This window comes from Rahnella aquatilis CIP 78.65 = ATCC 33071 (assembly GCF_000241955.1).
GTDB classification, from domain to species: domain Bacteria; phylum Pseudomonadota; class Gammaproteobacteria; order Enterobacterales; family Enterobacteriaceae; genus Rahnella; species Rahnella aquatilis.
Map to the genome: position 1 here is coordinate 616,989 of NC_016818.1, position 19,552 is coordinate 636,540.

Consider the following 19,552-nt stretch of genomic DNA (forward strand, 5'->3'; position numbering starts at 1 on the left):
GGCATCTGCCCTGACCCTCCCTCTCCTCCGGCTACGCCCCGTTTCTCCTCCCTGTCTAATCTTCAACGGGATGATGCCGCTCACCGACACACGCGTCAGCATAGTGATAATCAACCCCAGACTTTCCCTACAAATTCCCGGATAAAGAGGCATGAAATGCAGGTGACTTTGGATAAGACGCAGTTTTCAGCCGCGCTGAAACGCCAGTGGCAAGGGTTCGGTTTGCAGCAGGCACAGGATATGACACCGCATCAGTGGTGGCAGGCCACCAGTGCCGCATTATCTGAACAACTGAGTGCGCAGCCCGCGCCAAAAGCAACAAAACAGCCGCAACGGCACGTTAACTATATTTCGATGGAATTCCTGATCGGGCGCCTGACCGCAAACAATCTGATTAATCTCGGCTGGTACGATACGGTCAGTCAGGTGCTGAAAGAGCAGGGTGTCGGGCTGGCCGATGTGCTGGAGCAGGAAACCGATCCGGCGCTGGGCAATGGCGGATTAGGCCGTCTGGCTGCCTGTTTCCTCGATTCCATGGCGACCGTCGGGCAACCGGCGACCGGCTACGGGCTGAACTATCAGTACGGTCTTTTCCGCCAGTCATTCAGCGAAGGCAAACAACAGGAAGCGCCGGATAACTGGCATCGCGAATGCTATCCGTGGTTCAGCCATAACAGTTCGCTGTCGGTCGATGTGGCGTTTGGCGGCAAACTGACGAAAAACGAAAAGGGCGCAGAACAGTGGCATCCGGCGTTTACCCTGCGGGGTGAAGCCTGGGATCTGCCGGTGGTCGGGTACAAAAATGGCGTCACTCAGCCACTGCGTTTGTGGCAGGCCACTGACGTGCATCCGTTCGACCTGACGCTGTTCAATGACGGTGAGTTTCTTCAAGCCGAGCAAAAAGGCATTGATGCCGCCAAACTCACCAAAGTGCTTTATCCGAATGATAATCACCAGGCCGGTAAACGCCTGCGCCTGATGCAGCAGTATTTCCAGTGCGCCTGCTCGGTGGCCGATATCCTGCGCCGCCATCATTTCCTTGGCCGTAAAATTGAGGATTTACCCAAATTCGAAGTCATCCAGCTCAATGACACGCACCCGACCATTGCCATTCCTGAACTGCTGCGTATTTTGCTCGACGAACACCAGCTTGAATGGGATGCGGCCTGGGCGATCACCCGCCAGACGTTCGCGTACACCAACCACACGCTGATGCCGGAAGCGCTGGAATGCTGGGATGAAAAGCTGGTACGCAGCCTGCTGCCGCGCCATTTCTCGCTGATCAAAGCCATCAATGCCCGCTTCAAAAAAGTGGTGGAAAAACAGTGGCCGGGTGACAAAGCCGTATGGGAAAAACTGTCGGTCCATCAGAACAAGCAAGTGCGGATGGCGAATCTGTGCGTGGTCAGTGGTTTTGCGGTAAACGGCGTGGCCGCGTTGCATTCCGAACTGGTGGTCAAAGACCTGTTCCCGGAATATCACCTGCTGTGGCCGAATAAATTCCATAACGTGACCAACGGCATCACCCCGCGCCGCTGGCTGAAACAGTGTAACCCGGCGTTGTCATCACTGATTGATGACACCCTGAAAACGGAATGGGTGAATGACCTCGATGCGCTGAAAGGGCTGGAAAGTTCTGCCGACGACAAGCAATTCCGTCAGCGTTATCAGGCCATTAAGCGTGAGAACAAAATCAAACTGGCGCATTACGTGAAACAGGTGATGGGACTGACCCTCAACCCTGACGCCATTTTCGATGTACAGATCAAACGTCTGCATGAATACAAACGTCAGCATCTCAACCTGCTGCATATTTTGTCGCTGTACCGGCAGTTGCGTGATAACCCGGAAATGGATCTGGTGCCGCGTGTCTTCCTGTTCGGCGCGAAAGCCGCGCCGGGTTATTACCTGGCGAAAAACATTATCTACGCTATCAATAAGGTCGCGGAAAAAGTAAATAACGATCCGCTGGTGCGTGACCGCATTAAAGTGGTGTTTATCCCGGATTACCGCGTGTCCGTGGCTGAACTGATGATCCCGGCAGCCGATGTTTCCGAGCAGATTTCGACTGCCGGTAAAGAAGCGTCCGGTACCGGCAACATGAAACTGGCGCTGAACGGCGCACTGACCGTCGGCACGCTCGACGGTGCGAACGTTGAGATTGCCGGAGAGGTCGGAGAAGACAATATCTTCATCTTTGGCCATACCGTCGATCAGGTCAAAGCCTTGCAGGCGAAAGGCTACGATCCGCTTAAAATTCGCAAGAAAGACAAACACCTGGATAAGATCCTCAAAGAACTGGAAAACGGCTTCTTCAGTCATGGCGACAAGCAGGCGTTCAGCCTGATGCTCGACAGTTTACTGGGCGGCGGCGACCCGTATCTGGTGCTGGCTGACTTTGCGGATTACTGCGCCGCACAGCAAAAAGTCGACGCGCTGTACCGCGACCAGGATGAATGGACGCGCAAAACTATCCTCAACACGGCCCGCGTAGGGATGTTCAGTTCCGACCGCTCGATCCGCGATTATCAGCAGCGGATCTGGCAGGCGAAGCGATAAGGAGCCCGCATGGAGAACAAAGCACTGGAGCAGGCTGCCAGGGAGGCGGGGATCTCCTCTGGTTTTATTAACGCGCACGGCAAACAGCAGGCAATCGCCCCCGAGACCAAGCGTGAACTGTTATCGGCGATGGGCTGGGTGGCGGCGAACCGCCGCCCGGTTGCCACGCCGGTGCCCCCGGTCAAAGTGTTTGTCACCGGCAGCCGTCTGGCATTGCCGGTCGGCGGTGAAGGTGAATATGCCTGGACACTGAAACAGGAAAGCGGCGCGACGCAAAAAGGGCGGATCAGCGGCAAAATGACGCTGGCGCTGCCGGGTAAAATTCCTGCCGGTTATCACCAGCTGACGTTGACGCAAGACGAGCAACAGTGGGATTGCCGGATCATTGTCGCGCCGAAACGCTGTTACGAACCGGATGCGCTGCTGGCCGGTAAAAAACTGTGGGGCGCCTGCGTGCAGCTTTATACGCTGCGCTCGGAAAATAACTGGGGCATCGGTGATTTCGGCGATCTCAATCTGATGCTGAAAAACGTCGCCGAACGCGGCGGCGCATTTGTCGGGCTTAATCCGATCCACGCGTTGTATCCGGCCAATCCGGTGGCAGCCAGCCCCTACAGCCCGTCATCCCGCCGCTGGCTGAACGTGATTTATATCGACGTCAGTGCGGTAGAAGATTTCAGGCTGAGCGACGCGGCGCAACAGTGGTGGCATCAGCCGCTGACGCAACAGCGTTTGCAGGCGGTGCGCGCCAATGACTGGGTGGATTACGCTAACGTCATGCCACTGAAATTAGAAGGATTACGGCTGGCTTACGCACACTTCCTGGAGCGTAAGGCGCAGGATCCGCAGGTGAAATCCCTGCGCAATTTCGTCAAACAGGGCGGCGAAAGCCTGTATCTGCAGGCCGCATTTGACGCACTGTACGAGTATCTGGCGAAAGAAAGTGATGTGGCGCTGGGCTGGAACCGCTGGCCGGAAAAATATCATGATGCCCGTGGCCCGGCTGTGCGGGCATTCTGCGAACAACATGCGCAGGATGTGGAGTTTTATCTGTGGCTGCAATGGCTGGCGGAAACCCAGTTTACGCAGTGTTATCACACCAGCCAGCAGCACGAGATGCCGATGGGGCTGTACCGTGATCTGGCGGTCGGCGTGGTCGCAGGTGGATCCGAAACCTGGGGCGACGGCGAACTGTATTGCCTGAAGGCCTCGGTGGGTGCACCGCCGGATATTCTCGGCCCGCTCGGCCAGAACTGGGATCTGCGCCCGATGGATCCGCATGTAATGGTAAGGCGCGGCTATCAGCCGTTTATCGATCTTCTGCGTTCCAACATGACCAGTTGCGGCGCGTTACGTATCGATCATGTGATGACGTTACTGCGCTTGTGGTGGATCCCGGCTGGTGAAACGGCGGATAAAGGCGCGTATGTGCAATACCCTGTGGACGATCTGCTGGCGATCCTGGCGCTGGAAAGCCAGCGTCACCGCTGCATGGTGATCGGCGAAGATCTGGGTACGGTACCGGTCGAGATCGTCAGTAAGCTGCGCGAAAGCGGCGTGTATTCCTACAAAGTGCTGTATTTCGAGCGCGACGAGGAAAACAATTTCCGCGCGCCGCAGTCGTATCCGGTGCAGGCGATGGCGACCATTACTACGCACGACCTGCCGACGCTGCGCGGCTACTGGCAAAGCGACGATCTGGCGCTGGGCAAATCCCTCGGTTTGTACCGCGACGAGGCTGTTTTAGAGGCGTTGTACGCTGACCGCGCCCGCGCACGTCAGGGTTTGCTCGATGGCCTGCATCATTACGGTTGTATCCCGCAGAAAACCGGGCATAAAGCCGCGCTGATGGAAATGACGCCGGTACTGAACCGTGGCCTGCAACGCTACGTTGCCGACAGCGCCTGCGCCTTGCTCGGCCTGCAACCGGAAGACTGGCTGGACATGAGCGCGCCGGTCAATGTGCCCGGCACCAGCGACGAATACCCGAACTGGCGCCGTAAGCTTTCCCACACGCTCGAAGAGATGTTCGCCGACGAGCAGGTGAATAAGCTGATTAAAGACCTTGATAAACGCCGCCGGAAAGTCTCGGTAAGCTGAGGTTTAAAAAGGAAGTGAAAAAGGGAGTGCTGCCGTGAGGGAGTGCTCCTTTTTTATTTGTACTTATAAATCAACCAATAACAAACCCCGGATATAGACTGCGGTCAGGCTTTCCGCAGCACTTCAAACTTTATCTTGCTTAGTTTCCATTGCACCTTAAAGTAATCACTAATGACATAATGTTTATTTTAAGGTGCAATATGAAACGTTCTCAATCTTTGCTGGTATCGGAAAATCTTTTGCAGCAACTCCGCGAAATGGGACGTTTGCTTGCTGAAAGCCGGATTGCGCGAAAGATGACACAATCCGAAGCAGCGGTGCGAGCTAACCTTGGCAGAAATACTGTCAGCAGGATTGAGAATGGAGATACAAGTGTCGCAATAGGACAAATTCTGCGTTATCTCGATGCCATTCGTCCGGGGGTAACTTTGGCCGACCTCTTATCAGGGGAAGACAATGTCGTACATTCGATGAATGAGAAAATCAGACCTCAGCGCGCCCGTGCATTATCCGAGAGGGAACTTAAAGATTATGACTTCTGAAAGCACATTACTGGTTCACGCCTTTTTACCCGGAGCCTCACAAGCTGTTCCGGCAGGAAAACTTAAAATGACTGAAGCGGGAGCCGAAGTACTCTCCTGTAGTTTCATTTACGGTTTGAAGTATTTGAAAAGAAACGGCGCGATTGAAATTGATCCGATATCGTTGAATTTTCTGAATGGCCGGGATGTTTCCCGAATGGAGCTTTTCCCTGCCAATATCTCATTATTTGGGGGGATCCGCGATGCTGCACCAGACTCCTGGGGGCGGCGGGTGATAGAAGCTAAAAACCGGATGCCAGCCAATTCTTTACCAGAGTCTGTTTACTTGCTGGAGGCAGGCGCTAATCGGGTTGGTGCTCTGAATATTACCGCTGATGGTGAGGCCACCAGAGCACTGACTCAATCCAGTGATATTCGCTCGCTTGGGTATATTCAGGATGCATTCGACCGTGTTGAACAAGGGCTTCCGGTACCGGCAAACTTACACAATCTTCTTGATGCAGGTTCAAGTATGGGGGGAATGCGTCCAAAAGCTACCCTTTTGGATGATGACGACACACATTGGCTGGCCAAATTTTCATCCCCAAATGATCGTGGGCTTAACATTCCTACGGTGGAAAGAGCAACGCTGGAGCTGGCACGTGCTGCCGGCCTGCATGTTCCCCCTACACAATTGAAAGAAGTGGGTGATAACCATTTTGCCATGCTGATAAAGCGCTTTGACCGGGTGGGGAGTGGTGAGTTTGTCGGACGACGCCATTTTAATTCCGCGCTGACATTCATGGACTTACATGAGATGGACTCGCCGAAAAGCAGTTATGCGGATATGGCTGATGCCATGAGAATGCATCTGAACGCAAAGTTTCTTCAGCAGGATTTAACTGAGCTGTTTAAGCGCATGATATTTAACATTTTAATTAACAACGACGACGATCATTTAAGAAATCATGGTTTTATTCTGATGGATGAACCCGCTCAGTTTGCAGTTTCTGCGTGTCAGGAACCCCCGCAATCTGTTTCTCTGGCATGGCGTCTCAGCCCTTTATATGACGTTGTTCCGCGCCCAAGTGGCACTTATTCTCGTCTTCTTCATTTAGGTGTGGGCCAGTTTGGCCGGGAAGCCACGTTGATTAATGCGGTTTCCTGGTCTGAGCGTTTTGGCCTCAGCCGCCAGCTGGCTATCAATGAAATTGATTCTGTGTGGCAAGCGGTTCGCGAATGGCGAAATTGTTTCGAGGAATTTGCGGTAGGCGGGCAGGATATTGATTCGGTAAAAAGTGCCTTCAGGCATATTCGTGAAATCGGAGGAAAAGAGCTTGGGCTTTGCGATTAAGTCTTATAAATGATTGAGTTCATTGTTAGAATTCAGAGGATGTAATAAAAAAAGGCGGCTTATTCAGCCGCCCAAGACACAGGGAATTGATCAAGTATTACAAAGCGCATTAGCCTTACCGTTAACCTTTCACACCGCCCGCCGTTAAGCCGCCGACCAGCCAGCGTTGAGCAATCAGGAATACGGCCGTAATCGGGATGGCGGACAATATGGCGGCTGCCGCAAAATCGCCCCACAGGTAGTTTTGCGGGTTCAGATATTGCTGCATACCGACCGCCAGGGTGTAGCTGTTCACATCGCGCAGCAGTAAAGACGCCACCGGTACTTCGGTAATGGCCGCGATGAATGACAGAATAAATACCACCGCCAGAATCGGCACGGACAGCGGCAGCAGCACCAGCCGGAACGCCTGCCACGGGCTGGCACCGTCCAGCGCGGCGGCTTCTTCCAGCGAGCCGTCGATGGTTTCGAAATAGCCTTTAATGGTCCAGACGTGCAGGGCGATACCGCCCATATACGCAAAGATCACACCGCCGTGGGTATTTAGCCCGAGGAACGGCACGTACATGCCAAGGCGGTCAAACAGGGCATATAACGCCACCAGCGACAGCACCGCCGGGAACATCTGGAAAATCAGCATCCCTTTGAGCAGCGAGCTTTTACCGCGAAATTTCATGCGGGCAAAAGCATAGGCGCAGGTGGTGGACAGGGCGACGATGCCGACGGCGGTGATCCCGGCGATTTTGACTGAGTTCCACAGCCATAGCATGACCGGGAACGGCGGCGGCGTGATGCTGCCGTCGCTGTTGGTGACCGCGATGCCGAGCGCCAGTTTCCAGTGATCCCACGACACCTGATCCGGGATCAGGCTGCCGGTGGCGAAGTTACCCGGACGCAGCGAGATGGCGAACACCATCAGCAGCGGAAACAGGATCAGCGCCAGAAAACACAGCAGTAAAAGGTGCGTGATCAGTAATCTGACTTTCTGCGACTTAGGTTTAACCATGGGCATTGTCTGTTTCTCCTTAGTCGAATTTCATGCGTGAGGCTTTCAGGTTCACGACAGCCAGCGCACCCACCAGCAGGAAGATCAGCGTGGCAATCGCTGCCGCCAGCCCGAAGTCCTGTCCGCCGCCGCCTTCGAAGGCGATGCGGTAGGTGTAGCTGACCAGCAAATCGGTATGACCCGCTGGCGTGGTGGTGCCGAGCATGTCCGGCCCGCCGTTGGTCAGCAGCTGGATCAGCACGAAGTTATTAAAGTTAAACGCGAAGCTGGCGATCATCAGCGGCGTCAGCGGTTTGATCAAAAGCGGCAGCGTGATGCGGAAGAAGTTCTGCATCGGCGTCGCGCCGTCCATTGCCGAGGCTTCGTAAAGATCATCCGGGATCGCTTTCAGCAGGCCCATGCACAGGATCATCATGTACGGATAACCCAGCCAGGTGTTGACGATAATGATCATGCTTTTGGCGGTCCACGGATCGCTGAACCATGCCGGTTTGATGCCAAACAGCGCGCTGAGCATCAGGTTAATTTCGCCGAAGCTCTGGTTGAATAACCCTTTGAAAATCAGAATCGAAATGAACGCCGGGACGGCATAAGGCAGGATCAGCAGGATGCGGTACGCCGCTTTGCCTTTCAGCTCTTCCCACTGCACCACACAGGCCAGCACCATACCGACCGCCACGGTGAGCACCACGGTCAGCAGCGCAAACACCACGGTCCAGACGAAAATCGACAGGAAGGGCTTCTGGATCCCTTCGTCATGCAATACGCGCAGGAAGTTGCCCCAGCCGATGCCGACGGTAAAGCCGGGGCTGAGTTTTTCTGCCTGCCATTCGCCCTGCGCATTCACTGCCTGATAGAAACCGCTGTCCATATTCGGGCGGTAAATCGTGCCGGTTTGTGCGTTGGTCAGTTGCTTCTTATCTTCACCCAGTTTGTACAGCGGCTGCGTGCCGGAGAACTGGCGCAGGGAACTCATGCGCAGTGTTTCGCCGTCGGGTAATTTTGCTGAGATCAGACCGAGGGCCAGACGGTTTTGTGTTACCACCCGCAGCCCGGCTTTTTCAGCCGATGGCGCGGTTTGCGGCAGCATGTCCAGCGTTTGCGGTGCCTGAGCATCGAAAGCAAAAGGCGGAGAAACCAGCGTTTCGCTGTTATCCGGCGACGTCAGCGCCAGTTGCCATTTATCACCGGCAGGGTAGAGCGCAAAATTCAGCGCCTTGCCGCCCTGGAATTCCCGCCCCATCAGAACAGACTGTGCCCGTTCAAAGGTCAGCTGGTTGGTACTGCTGTAGTTGGTGAAGGCAATCGCGATGGTGCAGACCAGCGGGAACAGCACAAATAACAACATCCCGGCCAGACCGGGGTAGACATAGCGCCACGAATAGGCGCGGCGGTTGCCATAAATGTATAAGCCGACGCCGGAGAGGATCAGGGTCAGAATGGCAAAAAGAGTTTCGCCCTGCGCATACATCAGCACGATCAGATAACCGGTCAGGCAGGCGAGCAGGGCGATGATCAGCCATTTGAACGCATTACTGAACGGCCGTTTTTTGGCTCTTGGCATAAGGACAATCCTTGTGGTGGCGGTGCGCAACCCGTGAGTTGCGCACCGTTCATTAAGCTAATGCTTTGGCATTACTTGGTAATGCGGGTTTCTACATCTTTCAGGGCTTGCGGAACGGTCTGACGACCATTCACCGCATTGATGATGGCGCTGCGTTCTGCATACCAGAAGGCGCTCATCTGCGGGATGTTTGGCATGATTTCACCGTTCTTCGAGTTCGCCATGGTGGCGGCAATGCGCGGGTCTTTTTCCAGTTTTTCCTGATAAGACTTCAGCGCCACGGCACCCAGCGGTTTGTCCTTGTTCACGACAGCCAGACCGTCGTCGGTGATCAGGTAGTTTTCCAGGAACTCTTTCGCCAGTTCTTTGTTCGGGCTGGCGGCGTTAATACCGGCTGTCAGCACGCCGACGAACGGTTTAGACGGCTTGCCGTGGAAGCTTGGCAGCAGCGTTACGCCGTAGTTGATTTTGCTCTTGTCGAGGTTTGACCACGCCCACGGGCCGTCGATAGTCATCGCAGTCTGGCCCTTGTTAAAGGCGGCTTCAGCAATGGAGTAATCGGTGTCGGCGTTGATGTGTTTGTTTTTCACCAGATCGATGATGAATTGCAGACCAGCCTGCGAACCTGCGTTATTCACGCCGGTGTCTTTGATGTTGTATTTGCCGTTTTCATATTTGAACGCATAACCGCCGTCAGCCGCGATGATTGGCCAGGTGAAGTACGGTTCCTGCAGGTTCCACATGATGGCGCTCTTGCCTGTGGCACGCAGTTCTTTGTCCAGCGCCGGGATTTCTTCCCAGGTTTTTGGCGCTTCTTTAATGATGTCTTTATTGTAAATCAGTGACAGCGCTTCAACCGCCACCGGATAACCGATCAGCTTGCCGTTGAAGGTGACCGCATCCCAGGTGAACGGGAACAGTTTGTCTTTAAAGGCCTGGTCCGGGCTGATTTCAGCCAGCAGGCCGGATTGTGCGTAGCCGCCAAAACGGTCATGCGCCCAGAAAATGATGTCAGGGCCGCCGCCGGTAGCTGCCACTTGCGGGTATTTTTCTTCCAGCTTGTCCGGATGTTCTACCGTGACTTTAATGCCGGTGTCTTTTTCAAATTTCTTACCGACTTCCGCCAGGCCGTTATAGCCCTTGTCACCGTTGATCCAGATGACCAGCTTTCCTTCTTCTATCTTGGCGAACGCGGAAGATGACAACACCAGCGTAGCCAGCGCCGAGAGTGCCAGTGTGTGTTTAACAATCTTCTTAATGCTGAGGGTCATAATCCAATCCTTTTGTAGTCGGTTTTTTTATCGTCTGAGACGGAAAAGACAGGGTACGACGCCAGTGTGGATTCAACCCGTCAGCGCTTCATCATCCCCCCCTCTACGCCCCCGCCTCTCAGAATGTGATCCCGCCGACACTCTCAGGCGTTATGTGGTTCATCACTCAAAAATATGGTTCGTTTTTTGCCATTCAGATCACGAATTTGATTTTTGCTGTGAACTTTCATCCGGTTGTGGGAAACCTTCATCCTCCCTGCTCCTCCCCCATGAAAAACTTTGTTACGGATGATTACGGTAACCGGCTAATCCTTCACTCTCCGTTGCATTGAGTTTTCTCGCTGGCAGCAAGTACAGGAGTTCAGGATGGCGAGCGTTTCCCTTAACAGCGTGTACAAAGCCTTTGGCGACACCGTGATTTCCAGCGACATCAATCTGGAAATAGAAGAAGGCGAGTTTGTGGTGTTCGTCGGGCCGTCCGGCTGTGGTAAATCCACTCTGCTGCGCATGATTGCAGGTCTGGAAGACATCACGTCCGGTGAATTAAAGATTGGCGATAAACGTATGAACGAAGTGCCACCGGCCGATCGTGGCATCGGCATGGTGTTCCAGTCTTATGCGCTTTACCCGCATCTGTCCGTGGCAGAAAACATGTCTTTTGGCCTGAAGCTGGCCGGCGCCAAAAAAGCCGAGATCAACCAGCGGGTGAATCAGGTTTCCGAAGTATTGCAACTGGCGCACTTGCTGGACCGGCGCCCGAAAGCGCTGTCCGGCGGACAACGTCAGCGCGTGGCGATTGGCCGTACGCTGGTTGCCGAGCCGACGGTGTTCCTGCTCGATGAGCCGCTTTCTAACTTAGATGCCGCGCTGCGTGTGCAAATGCGCATTGAGATTTCACGCCTGCATAAGCGCCTGAAACGCACCATGATTTATGTGACCCACGATCAGGTCGAAGCGATGACGCTGGCCGATAAAATCGTGGTGCTCGATGCCGGACATATCGCCCAGGTCGGTAAGCCACTCGAGCTGTATCACTATCCTGCCAACCGCTTTGTCGCCGGCTTTATCGGCTCGCCAAAAATGAATTTCCTGCCGGTGAAAGTCACTGGTGCTGAGCCTGCTCGCGTGCAGGTTGAGTTGCCAAACCGCCAGCAAGTATGGCTGCCGGTGGAGGGGAGCGATGTAAAAGTCGGCAGCAACCTGTCACTGGGTATCCGTCCTGAACATCTTCTGCCAAGCGACGTCGCTGAAGTGACGCTTTCCGGCGAAGTGCAGGTCGTCGAGCAACTGGGTAACGAAACACAGATCCACATCCAAATTCCGGCAATTCGTCAGAACCTGGTGTACCGCCAGAACGACGTGGTGCTGGTAGAAGAAGGTGCAACATTCGCCATCGGTTTGCCGCCACACCGCTGCCATCTGTTCCGCGAAGACGGAACGGCATGTCGGCGGTTACACCCCGAACCTGGTGTTTGAAAGCACGCGATCCCCTACAGGAGAAAATGATGATCACAATGCGTAGTTCTTCCCTGGCGCTGGCAGTGGCTGCTGGCATCCTTTCTACACAAGCAATGGCGGTAGATTTCACAGGTTATGCCCGTTCGGGTATTGGCTGGACCGGCAGCGGCGGCGAACAGCAATGTTTCAAAGCAACAGGTGCAGACAGCAAATACCGTCTCGGTAACGAATGCGAGACGTATGCAGAGTTGAAACTGGGTCAGGAAGTGTGGAAAGAAGGGGATAAGAGCTTCTACTTCGACACCAACGTGGCGTATTCCGTTTCTCAACAGAACGACTGGGAGTCAACCGATCCGGCTTTCCGCGAAGCAAACGTGAAGGGTAAGAACCTGATCGAATGGCTGCCGGGTTCCACCATCTGGGCCGGTAAGCGTTTCTACCAGCGTCATGACGTTCACATGATCGACTTCTACTACTGGGACATTTCAGGTCCTGGTGCGGGTCTGGAAGATATCGATCTGGGCTTCGGTAAACTGTCTCTGGCCGCCACCCGTAACACCGAAAGCGGCGGTTCGTACGGTTATATCGCTGACCAGCGTGACGAAGTGCCAACCTCCAACGACGTATTCGACGTCCGTCTGGCAGGTCTGCAAACTAACCCGGGCGGCGTGCTGGAGTTAGGTGTGGATTACGGTCGTGCCAATGCGCGTGACGGTTACACACTGGCTGACGACGCCACCAAAGACGGTTTCCTGGTCACCGCAGAACATACGCAAAGCATCTATAACGGTTACAACAAGTTCGTGCTGCAATATGCGTCTGATTCCATGACCGATCCGGGTCAGGGCGCGGCGAACGGCCACTCCAATGGTGCCGCCATCAACAACAACGGCAGCATGGTACGTGTGCTCGACCACGGTGCGATCGACTTCAACGATACCTGGAGCCTGATGTACGTGGCGATGTATCAGGACGTTGACCGCGATAACAATAACGGCACCACCTGGTACACCGTCGGTGTTCGTCCGATGTACAAATGGACGCCGATCATGAGCACCTTGCTGGAAGTCGGTTACGACAACGTGAAATCCCAGCGTACCGGCGACAAAAACGGTCAGTACAAAGTCACCCTGGCGCAACAATGGCAGGCAGGCGACAGCATCTGGTCACGTCCGGCCATCCGTGTGTTCGCAACCTATGCGAACTGGGATGAAAAATGGGGCTACGACACCGACAGCGGCACAAGCAATGGCTTAGCGATGAATGACACCAGCACAAGAACATTCAGCCGTGGTAATGACGACGAAGTGACCTTCGGCGCACAAATGGAAATCTGGTGGTAATTTTTTCCTTCCTCCTTCGCGCTGCCGATGCGTTGGCTGCGCGTCCTCGCCCCGGTCACGTAGTTGTCTGCGCTCCCGGGGACTTGGACGCTTGCCGCCTTCCGGCAACCCGAAAGAGTTTGGAAAAATGGCAATGTAAGCTTTAAAAAAACGCAGTAAAGAAGATGTGCTGGCTGGCGGATTATCGCTGATGACCGCCAGCCTTCATGGTGATTTCAAAGGAACCAATAATGAAAAAGAATCTGCTGTCACTGTGTCTGTCGCTGAGCCTGCTGGCTGCTGTCCCTGCGGGAGTGAATGCTGCGCAAAATGATGCGAATACGGCACCGGCTATTTCCAGCCAGACCTTACGCAACCTTTCATGGACGCCGCTGGTTCCGCCAGTGACGCAGGATGTGACGCTGGGGACTTCCGGCTCTCAAATTAATCAGGGTGAGATCCAGGGGGCTGTTGGCGCATTCGCGTTGCCCGCCGATCGTGGCTCGCTTGAAATTACACTGACCAGTATCGCGACCGGTAAAACCGTGTATGCGCCAAATGTTCTGGTGCTGGATGAGCAGATGCGTCCGGCAGCGTTTTATCCTTCCAGCTATTTCCCGTATCAGAAACCGGGCATCGTCTCGAGTGACCGTCTGGAAGGCACACTGAAACTGACGCCAGCGCTGGGTCAGAAACAAATTTATCTGCTGGTGTACACCACCCGTCAGGATCTGGCCGCTACCACACAAATGGTCAACCCGGCGAAAGCCTTCGCCGCTGGCGTGGGTAATGCGGTGCCGGATATCCCGGATCCGATTGCCCGTCATACCCCGACCGGTACGCTGAGCCTGAAAGTCACCGCCGAGCAGAAAACCGGTAACGTGATGATTGGTCAGATCTTCCCGTCTTCCGCCCCAGCCGCCGCTACACCGGTCGTCGTCGGCAGCACACAAGCGCCTGCGCCTGCCGCAGCACCGGCAAAACCGAGCGAGCCAATGCTCAGCGATTCAGAAACCTACTTCAATGACGCGATTAAGAAAGCAGTGAAAGCCGGGGACGTCGATAAAGCCCTGAAACTGCTGGACGAAGCCGAACGTCTGGGTTCCAAAACCGCCCGTAAAACCTTTATCGAAAGCGTGAAGCACTAAGTTTTCTTAGCGCCTCCCCCTGCAAGTGCAGGAGAGAAAGCAGACGGTTTTTAGCTCCTCCCCCTGCAAGTGCAGGAGAGAAAGCAGACGGTTCTTAGCTCCTCCCCCTGCGAAGGGGGAGGTTGGGAGGGGGTTTTAAGGGCTAACACCTTGTTTAAAAAAACTTTAACTTTTTGATTTTGACCTTAATACCCCACCCCAGCCCTCCCCTTCGCAGGGGAGGGAGCCGCCCGAGTTTTATTTTCCCCGTATCCTGATTTTTCGCTCAATAAACGTCATCGTTTCCTGATCAAAATACCGGCTCGGCCAGATAAGCGAAGGTTGTACACCAATGGCCTGAGCAATCAGCATTTCGCCTTTTGGCCATGGGCGGGAAAGGGCATTCGAAAGCGTCGATGAACTCAGACCAGCCGCACGTGAGACGGCTGCCAGCGTGGTGCCCTTCTTGCGCAATGCAGCAATAATGTCGGCCGGATGCCAGTCGTGACTAGTCATAATTGAATGCTCGTGATAAAGACTGAACAGGAACGAGATAGGGCAGGAAAGTAGGGTTGTGTGGCAGTTTCATTGATACATCTCCTTGTAGTCGTGACGACTATCACCGGAGGTGCAAATCTCATGGTGATAGCTCAGACAGGGTTTGCACTACCGGCCTACAAGGACACCGGCCTGACCGAAGTCAGCCCTGCCTGAGCCACCATTGATATTGTGAGTACAGTATTTATACTGCGCAAACAATAGGTGTGCACAAGCATTGACACTCAATGCATATCATCAAGTGCGCCCTTATAGTTTCCGGGGTGCAAATCCCGGCCACGGATTTTTCCACAGCGGCGCGACTATAGCGTAAATAGGCGTCTTAAACCAACCGGTTAAGTGGCGTATTGGGGGTTGCTTTCCAGAGAAATTTTAGTTGTTGCAGGGAGTTGCAGTGTATCTCTCTCCCTTTCGCAGGGGAGGGAGCCGCCCGAGCCTGGTCATCCCGAAACCCGTTTGTCTTCATTTCTTTTTCCTCCGCCTATTTGTTACCCTGTTGTTAATTCATTCAGCGGGGGATGTATGGCGTCTGCAAACTGGGTCGACTTATCGAAAGATAAAGACAGCGGGATCGAAACGATCCACGCCCATTTCGAAGGCCATGCGTACGATCCTCACTGGCATGACAGCTATCTGGTCGGCGTTACCCAGTACGGTTTGCAGCAGTTCAGCTGTCGCCGCCAGAAACATCAGAGCCTGCCGGGTAAAGTTTTTATGCTCGAACCGGGCGAAATTCATGACGGCGATGCCGTGCAGCCCGGCGGTTTCACCTATCACATGTTATATCTCGATCCGCAATGGCTGAGCCGTGAACTGGCGGCGCGGCGTGATTCGCTCTCTTCTGCTGGTGATCCGAGTTTTGAAAATACCTTAGCGCAGGATCCGCAACTGGCGCAGGCGACCTCGCGGGCGTTTCAGGCGCTGCATGGCAGGGATCTGCGCATTGTGCGCCAGACTGCGCTTGATAGCCTGCTCGGTGCGCTGGGCGGCCATCTCACCTGGCAACCGCCGCGAATTCAGGGCGAAGCGCCGTGGTCACGGTTGGCGCATCAGGCGCGGGAATATCTGCATGCCCATCTGCATGAAGATGTCGGCCTCGAACAACTGGCGGCGGCAACCGGTGAAAGCCGTTTTGTGGTCAGCCGTGCGTTTAAAGCTGAATTCGGATTGCCGCCGCATGCCTATCTTATTCAGCTGAAACTGACCCGCGCCCGTGAAGGACTGGCGCTCGGGCGTACACCGGCAGCGGTGGCCGCCGATTTAGGGTTTGCCGATCAGAGCCATCTCGGGCGCTGGTTCCGCCGTGCATATCAGCTCACGCCAGCGCATTACCGGCGTCTGTGCACAAATCTTCCAGATTGAGAAAAAGTGACAGGTTAAGCTCTGATTTCAACTGAACCGGAGCCTGTCATCATGAATACCACCGCAACAACTCTGCCCTCGTCCCCTGAACGCTGCGTGATTGTCATCAATCAGCAACTTGCCGCAGGACATGCCGCCAATGCCGCCGCGGTCCTGGCGCTGACGCTCGGACAACGCCATCCGGCGCTGGTGGGCGCACCGCTGATTGATGCCGATAACCGCGAACATCCGGGGCTGATCCCGATTGGTATCAGCGTGTTAGTCGCTGATGCTCAACAACTCACACAACTTCATCAGCATCTGCTAAATGACGATGAAATGGACGGCATTATTTTCCCGGTCGAAGGACAGCAAACCACCGATTACGCCGCCTTTCGCGAAGCGGTATCGGTTGTGCCGACCAACAACCTGCAACTGCTCGGCATCGCGCTGGCGGGGAATAAAAAAGTGGTGCGTAAGCTGACCGGCAAACTGGGATTACTGGGCTGATGCCTGTCATTTAAGCGTCACATTTCTTCTCTATTCTCCTGATATTCAAACTAATATCAGGAGTTTCACCGTGCGTAAGTCCCTCGTCGCTCTGCTGCTTTTCACTCTGGGTTCCACCTTTGCTGTTCAGGCTACTGAAGAAGCCAAACCCTTTATCACCAGTCAGGAACTGGATCTGACCCAATATCTGCCAGCGCCACCGGCGGATGATTCGGCGCAGACCCAAGCGGAGCTGAAAGAATTGCTCCAAATTCAGGCCACCCGCACGCCGGAGCAGGAAAAAGCGGCGATTGCTGATGCGCAAGAAAACGTCTGGCGTTTTGCCGATGTGATGGGGCCGGGCTTTGATGCCGAGAAACTGCCGAAAACCGCCGCGCTGTTTGAGCGTATTGTGGCGACAGAAGACGTGGTGGACGATCACGCCAAGAAAGCGTTTAACCGTCCGCGTCCTTATATGCTGGATGAACAAATTCATCCGCTGCTGAAAAAGTCTAAATCCGGTTCATGGCCTTCCGGTCATTCCACCATCGGTTATCTGATGGCGACGGTGCTGGGCGAAATGGTGCCGGAAAAACGCAATGCGCTGTTTGCCCGTGCATCCGGTTATGCCGAAAACCGTCTGGTGGCTGGTTTCCATTACCGTTCTGATACCGTCATGAGCCGCACCGGTGCCGCGCTGATTGCTCAGAAAATGGAAGAACAGCCAGATTTCAAAACCGAATTCGACGCGGCGAAAGCGGAACTTCGCGCCCAATCTGGCCTGAAATAATTTTCGTCAGTTTCTGCCTTTCCGGTAAAGTATGGAACGTAAAACTTGCAGAGGAAGGGACTGATGGAATACAGATTCAAGCGGATGGCATCACCGGTCGGGTTACTCACACTGGCGGCGAAAGGCGACAAGCTGACCGCCATTTTGTGGGAATGTGAAATCGACGGGCGCGTGCCTTTGGGTGAAATGCTGGAAGACCCGGCGTTTCCGATTTTGCTGAAAACCGAACAACAGCTGAACGAGTATTTCGCGGGTAAACGCACGTGCTTTGAGCTGGACCTTGATTTCACCGGCACCGCATTCCAGAAGGAAGTCTGGGCGGCGTTGCTGGAAATTCCGTTTGGTGAGACGCGCAGCTACGGCGACATCGCCCGCCGCATCGGCCGCCCGAAAGCGGTTCGCGCCGTGGGCGCTGCCAATGGTCGTAATCCGATTTCTATCGTAGCACCCTGTCACCGGGTGATCGGTTCTTCCGGCAAATTAACCGGCTTTGCCGGCGGACTGGAGAACAAGTTGTTATTACTGAGGCTGGAAGGCCGTAAATCGTAAGGTTTTTTATGGGGGAATAAATTGCTTGATGTCCGGTTGTCAGTCGATGCATAGTCAAAAAATAAGCAGTAAATAAAAAAGACAACATCACTTACAGACGGAGTTTTACCTTAATGGATCAGATTCAATCCCTCGAACAGTTCTTATCCTCAGTTCAGCAACGCGACCCGCATCAGGTCGAATTCTCCCAGGCCGTACGTGAAGTCATGACCACGCTATGGCCTTTCCTCGAACAACATCCGCAATACCGCCGTTCCGCATTGCTGGAGCGTCTGGTTGAGCCGGAACGTGTCATTCAGTTTCGTATCGCGTGGGTGGATGACACAAATCAGGTGCAGGTTAACCGTGGCTGGCGAGTACAGTTCAGTTCAGCCATCGGCCCCTATAAAGGCGGGATGCGCTTCCACCCGTCGGTCAATTTATCGATTCTCAAATTCCTTGGCTTCGAACAAACTTTCAAAAATGCGCTGACCACATTGCCGATGGGCGGCGGCAAGGGCGGCAGCGATTTCAACCCGAAAGGCAAAAGCGAAGGCGAGATCATGCGTTTCTGTCAGGCACTGATGCTGGAACTTTACCGTCATCTCGGGCCGGATACTGATGTGCCTGCGGGTGATATCGGCGTTGGCGGGCGTGAAGTCGGGTATATGGCGGGGATGATGAAAAAGCTCTCCAACAATACCGCCAGTGTGTTCACCGGCAAAGGGTTGTCGTTCGGCGGCAGTCTGATCCGCCCGGAAGCCACCGGTTATGGCCTGATCTATTTCACTGAATCGATGCTTAAACGTCATGGCCTGGATTTTGAAGGCATGCGTGTGGCGGTGTCCGGTTCCGGCAACGTCGCGCAATATGCCATTGAAAAAGCCATGTCACTGGGTGCGCGCGTGATCACCGCATCCGATTCCAGCGGCACCGTGGTTGACGAAGCCGGTTTTACGACAGAAAAACTGGCGCTGCTGACGGAAATCAAAGCCAGCCGCGACGGCCGCGTGGCCGATTACGCGCAAAAACTCGGGCTGACGTATCTTGAAGGCCAGCAACCGTGGAATGTGCCAGTGGATATCGCGCTGCCTTGCGCCACGCAAAATGAGCTGGATGCGTCAGCGGCGCGTGTGCTGATCGCCAACGGCGTGAAAGCGGTAGCCGAAGGCGCGAATATGCCGACAACGATTGAAGCGACTGATCTGTTCACCGATGCAGGCGTGTTGTTCGCGCCGGGCAAAGCGGCGAATGCGGGTGGCGTGGCGACATCAGGGCTGGAGATGGCGCAGAACGCCGCGCGTCTGAGCTGGAAAGCCGACGAAGTCGATGCGCGTTTGCGTCACATCATGCTGGATATTCACCAGTCGTGCGTCGAGTACGGCGGCGAAAGCCAGCAGACGCAGTATGTGCGCGGGGCGAATATTGCGGGTTTTGTGAAAGTGGCCGATGCCATGCTGGCGCAGGGCGTGCTGTAAGCCCGAATTGAGGTTTCAGAAACAACAAAGCCACCTGATAAACCGTCCAACTTTAAGGGGGCAGTTCGTACAGGTGGCTTTTTTAT

16 protein-coding genes are annotated in these 19,552 nt (G+C 54.6%); 12 read left to right on the plus strand and 4 right to left on the minus strand.

All coding sequences use genetic code 11. The features are described 5' to 3' along the window. Positions 1-156: 156 nt before the first annotated feature. From malP to RAHAQ2_RS02830, 4 genes are all read left to right on the plus strand, one after another. A complete protein-coding gene (gene malP / locus RAHAQ2_RS02815) occupies positions 157-2,559 on the plus strand; it encodes a maltodextrin phosphorylase (protein ID WP_014333770.1) in 2,403 nt (800 codons plus the stop codon). A gap of 9 nt (positions 2,560-2,568) precedes the next feature. Further along, a complete protein-coding gene (gene malQ / locus RAHAQ2_RS02820) occupies positions 2,569-4,659 on the plus strand; it encodes a 4-alpha-glucanotransferase (RefSeq protein ID WP_014333771.1) in 2,091 nt (696 codons plus the stop codon). A gap of 200 nt (positions 4,660-4,859) precedes the next feature. After that, on the plus strand, positions 4,860-5,201 hold the full coding sequence (locus RAHAQ2_RS02825) for a helix-turn-helix domain-containing protein (RefSeq protein WP_014333772.1): 342 nt from the start codon (positions 4,860-4,862) through the stop codon (positions 5,199-5,201). Beyond that, positions 5,191-6,534 (plus strand): type II toxin-antitoxin system HipA family toxin, encoded by a 1,344-nt coding sequence (locus RAHAQ2_RS02830; protein ID WP_014333773.1) that lies wholly within the window; start codon positions 5,191-5,193, stop codon positions 6,532-6,534. The genes RAHAQ2_RS02825 and RAHAQ2_RS02830 overlap by 11 nt, the downstream gene beginning before the upstream one ends. A gap of 121 nt (positions 6,535-6,655) precedes the next feature. On the opposite strand, the gene malG is transcribed toward RAHAQ2_RS02830, so the two are convergent. The 3 genes from malG to malE form a co-directional block, all read right to left on the minus strand. After that, the gene (gene malG / locus RAHAQ2_RS02835; RefSeq protein ID WP_014333774.1) at positions 6,656-7,546 is read right to left on the minus strand and encodes a maltose ABC transporter permease MalG; all 891 of its coding nucleotides are present in this window, start codon (positions 7,544-7,546) and stop codon (positions 6,656-6,658) included. Positions 7,547-7,559: 13 nt separating this feature from the next. Further along, on the minus strand, positions 7,560-9,104 hold the full coding sequence (gene malF, locus RAHAQ2_RS02840) for a maltose ABC transporter permease MalF (protein WP_014333775.1): 1,545 nt from the start codon (positions 9,102-9,104) through the stop codon (positions 7,560-7,562). Between the two features lie 71 nt (positions 9,105-9,175). Continuing rightward, entirely contained in the window at positions 9,176-10,375 is a 1,200-nt protein-coding gene (malE, locus tag RAHAQ2_RS02845; protein ID WP_014333776.1) for a maltose/maltodextrin ABC transporter substrate-binding protein MalE, read from the minus strand. 366 nt (positions 10,376-10,741) lie between these two features. Between malE and malK the strand changes: the two genes are divergently transcribed. The 3 genes from malK to malM all read left to right on the plus strand — a co-directional run bounded on the left by malK (position 10,742) and on the right by malM (position 14,303). Further along, on the plus strand, positions 10,742-11,851 hold the full coding sequence (gene malK / locus RAHAQ2_RS02850) for a maltose/maltodextrin ABC transporter ATP-binding protein MalK (RefSeq protein ID WP_014333777.1): 1,110 nt from the start codon (positions 10,742-10,744) through the stop codon (positions 11,849-11,851). A 26-nt stretch (positions 11,852-11,877) separates the two neighbouring features. Next, the gene (locus tag RAHAQ2_RS02855; RefSeq protein WP_169314500.1) at positions 11,878-13,176 is read left to right on the plus strand and encodes a maltoporin; all 1,299 of its coding nucleotides are present in this window, start codon (positions 11,878-11,880) and stop codon (positions 13,174-13,176) included. 230 nt (positions 13,177-13,406) lie between these two features. Continuing rightward, the gene (gene malM / locus RAHAQ2_RS02860; RefSeq protein WP_014333779.1) at positions 13,407-14,303 is read left to right on the plus strand and encodes a maltose operon protein MalM; all 897 of its coding nucleotides are present in this window, start codon (positions 13,407-13,409) and stop codon (positions 14,301-14,303) included. A 237-nt stretch (positions 14,304-14,540) separates the two neighbouring features. Here the strand turns inward: malM and RAHAQ2_RS02865 are convergent, their stop codons facing one another. Then, a complete protein-coding gene (locus tag RAHAQ2_RS02865; protein WP_014333780.1) occupies positions 14,541-14,798 on the minus strand; it encodes a helix-turn-helix domain-containing protein in 258 nt (85 codons plus the stop codon). A gap of 564 nt (positions 14,799-15,362) precedes the next feature. Between RAHAQ2_RS02865 and RAHAQ2_RS02870 the strand changes: the two genes are divergently transcribed. The 5 genes from RAHAQ2_RS02870 (at position 15,363) to gdhA (ending at position 19,466) form a co-directional block, all read left to right on the plus strand. Next, positions 15,363-16,202, plus strand: a complete 840-nt coding sequence (locus tag RAHAQ2_RS02870) for an AraC family transcriptional regulator (RefSeq protein ID WP_014333782.1) — start codon at positions 15,363-15,365, stop codon at positions 16,200-16,202. Positions 16,203-16,253: 51 nt separating this feature from the next. Continuing rightward, positions 16,254-16,691, plus strand: a complete 438-nt coding sequence (locus tag RAHAQ2_RS02875) for a DUF2000 domain-containing protein (RefSeq protein ID WP_014333783.1) — start codon at positions 16,254-16,256, stop codon at positions 16,689-16,691. A 70-nt stretch (positions 16,692-16,761) separates the two neighbouring features. After that, positions 16,762-17,460, plus strand: coding sequence for an acid phosphatase (locus tag RAHAQ2_RS02880; RefSeq protein WP_014333784.1), 699 nt, complete (start codon positions 16,762-16,764; stop codon positions 17,458-17,460). Positions 17,461-17,523: 63 nt separating this feature from the next. Next, entirely contained in the window at positions 17,524-18,009 is a 486-nt protein-coding gene (locus tag RAHAQ2_RS02885) for a methylated-DNA--[protein]-cysteine S-methyltransferase (protein WP_014333785.1), read from the plus strand. 113 nt (positions 18,010-18,122) lie between these two features. Continuing rightward, positions 18,123-19,466, plus strand: a complete 1,344-nt coding sequence (gene gdhA, locus RAHAQ2_RS02890; protein ID WP_014333786.1) for an NADP-specific glutamate dehydrogenase — start codon at positions 18,123-18,125, stop codon at positions 19,464-19,466. Positions 19,467-19,552: the final 86 nt, after the last annotated feature.

Excerpts from the sequence above, each read along its gene's own strand:
- malP (WP_014333770.1), top strand. The coding sequence starts at position 157 with ATGCAGGTGACTTTGGATAAGACGCAGTTTTCAGCCGCGCTGAAACGC.
- malQ (WP_014333771.1), top strand. The coding sequence starts at position 2,569 with ATGGAGAACAAAGCACTGGAGCAGGCTGCCAGGGAGGCGGGGATCTCC.
- RAHAQ2_RS02825 (WP_014333772.1), top strand. The coding sequence starts at position 4,860 with ATGAAACGTTCTCAATCTTTGCTGGTATCGGAAAATCTTTTGCAGCAA.
- RAHAQ2_RS02830 (WP_014333773.1), top strand. The coding sequence starts at position 5,191 with ATGACTTCTGAAAGCACATTACTGGTTCACGCCTTTTTACCCGGAGCC.
- malG (WP_014333774.1), bottom strand. The coding sequence starts at position 7,546 with ATGCCCATGGTTAAACCTAAGTCGCAGAAAGTCAGATTACTGATCACG.
- malF (WP_014333775.1), bottom strand. The coding sequence starts at position 9,104 with ATGCCAAGAGCCAAAAAACGGCCGTTCAGTAATGCGTTCAAATGGCTG.
- malE (WP_014333776.1), bottom strand. The coding sequence starts at position 10,375 with ATGACCCTCAGCATTAAGAAGATTGTTAAACACACACTGGCACTCTCG.
- malK (WP_014333777.1), top strand. The coding sequence starts at position 10,742 with ATGGCGAGCGTTTCCCTTAACAGCGTGTACAAAGCCTTTGGCGACACC.
- RAHAQ2_RS02855 (WP_169314500.1), top strand. The coding sequence starts at position 11,878 with ATGATGATCACAATGCGTAGTTCTTCCCTGGCGCTGGCAGTGGCTGCT.
- malM (WP_014333779.1), top strand. The coding sequence starts at position 13,407 with ATGAAAAAGAATCTGCTGTCACTGTGTCTGTCGCTGAGCCTGCTGGCT.
- RAHAQ2_RS02865 (WP_014333780.1), bottom strand. The coding sequence starts at position 14,798 with ATGACTAGTCACGACTGGCATCCGGCCGACATTATTGCTGCATTGCGC.
- RAHAQ2_RS02870 (WP_014333782.1), top strand. The coding sequence starts at position 15,363 with ATGGCGTCTGCAAACTGGGTCGACTTATCGAAAGATAAAGACAGCGGG.
- RAHAQ2_RS02875 (WP_014333783.1), top strand. The coding sequence starts at position 16,254 with ATGAATACCACCGCAACAACTCTGCCCTCGTCCCCTGAACGCTGCGTG.
- RAHAQ2_RS02885 (WP_014333785.1), top strand. The coding sequence starts at position 17,524 with ATGGAATACAGATTCAAGCGGATGGCATCACCGGTCGGGTTACTCACA.
- gdhA (WP_014333786.1), top strand. The coding sequence starts at position 18,123 with ATGGATCAGATTCAATCCCTCGAACAGTTCTTATCCTCAGTTCAGCAA.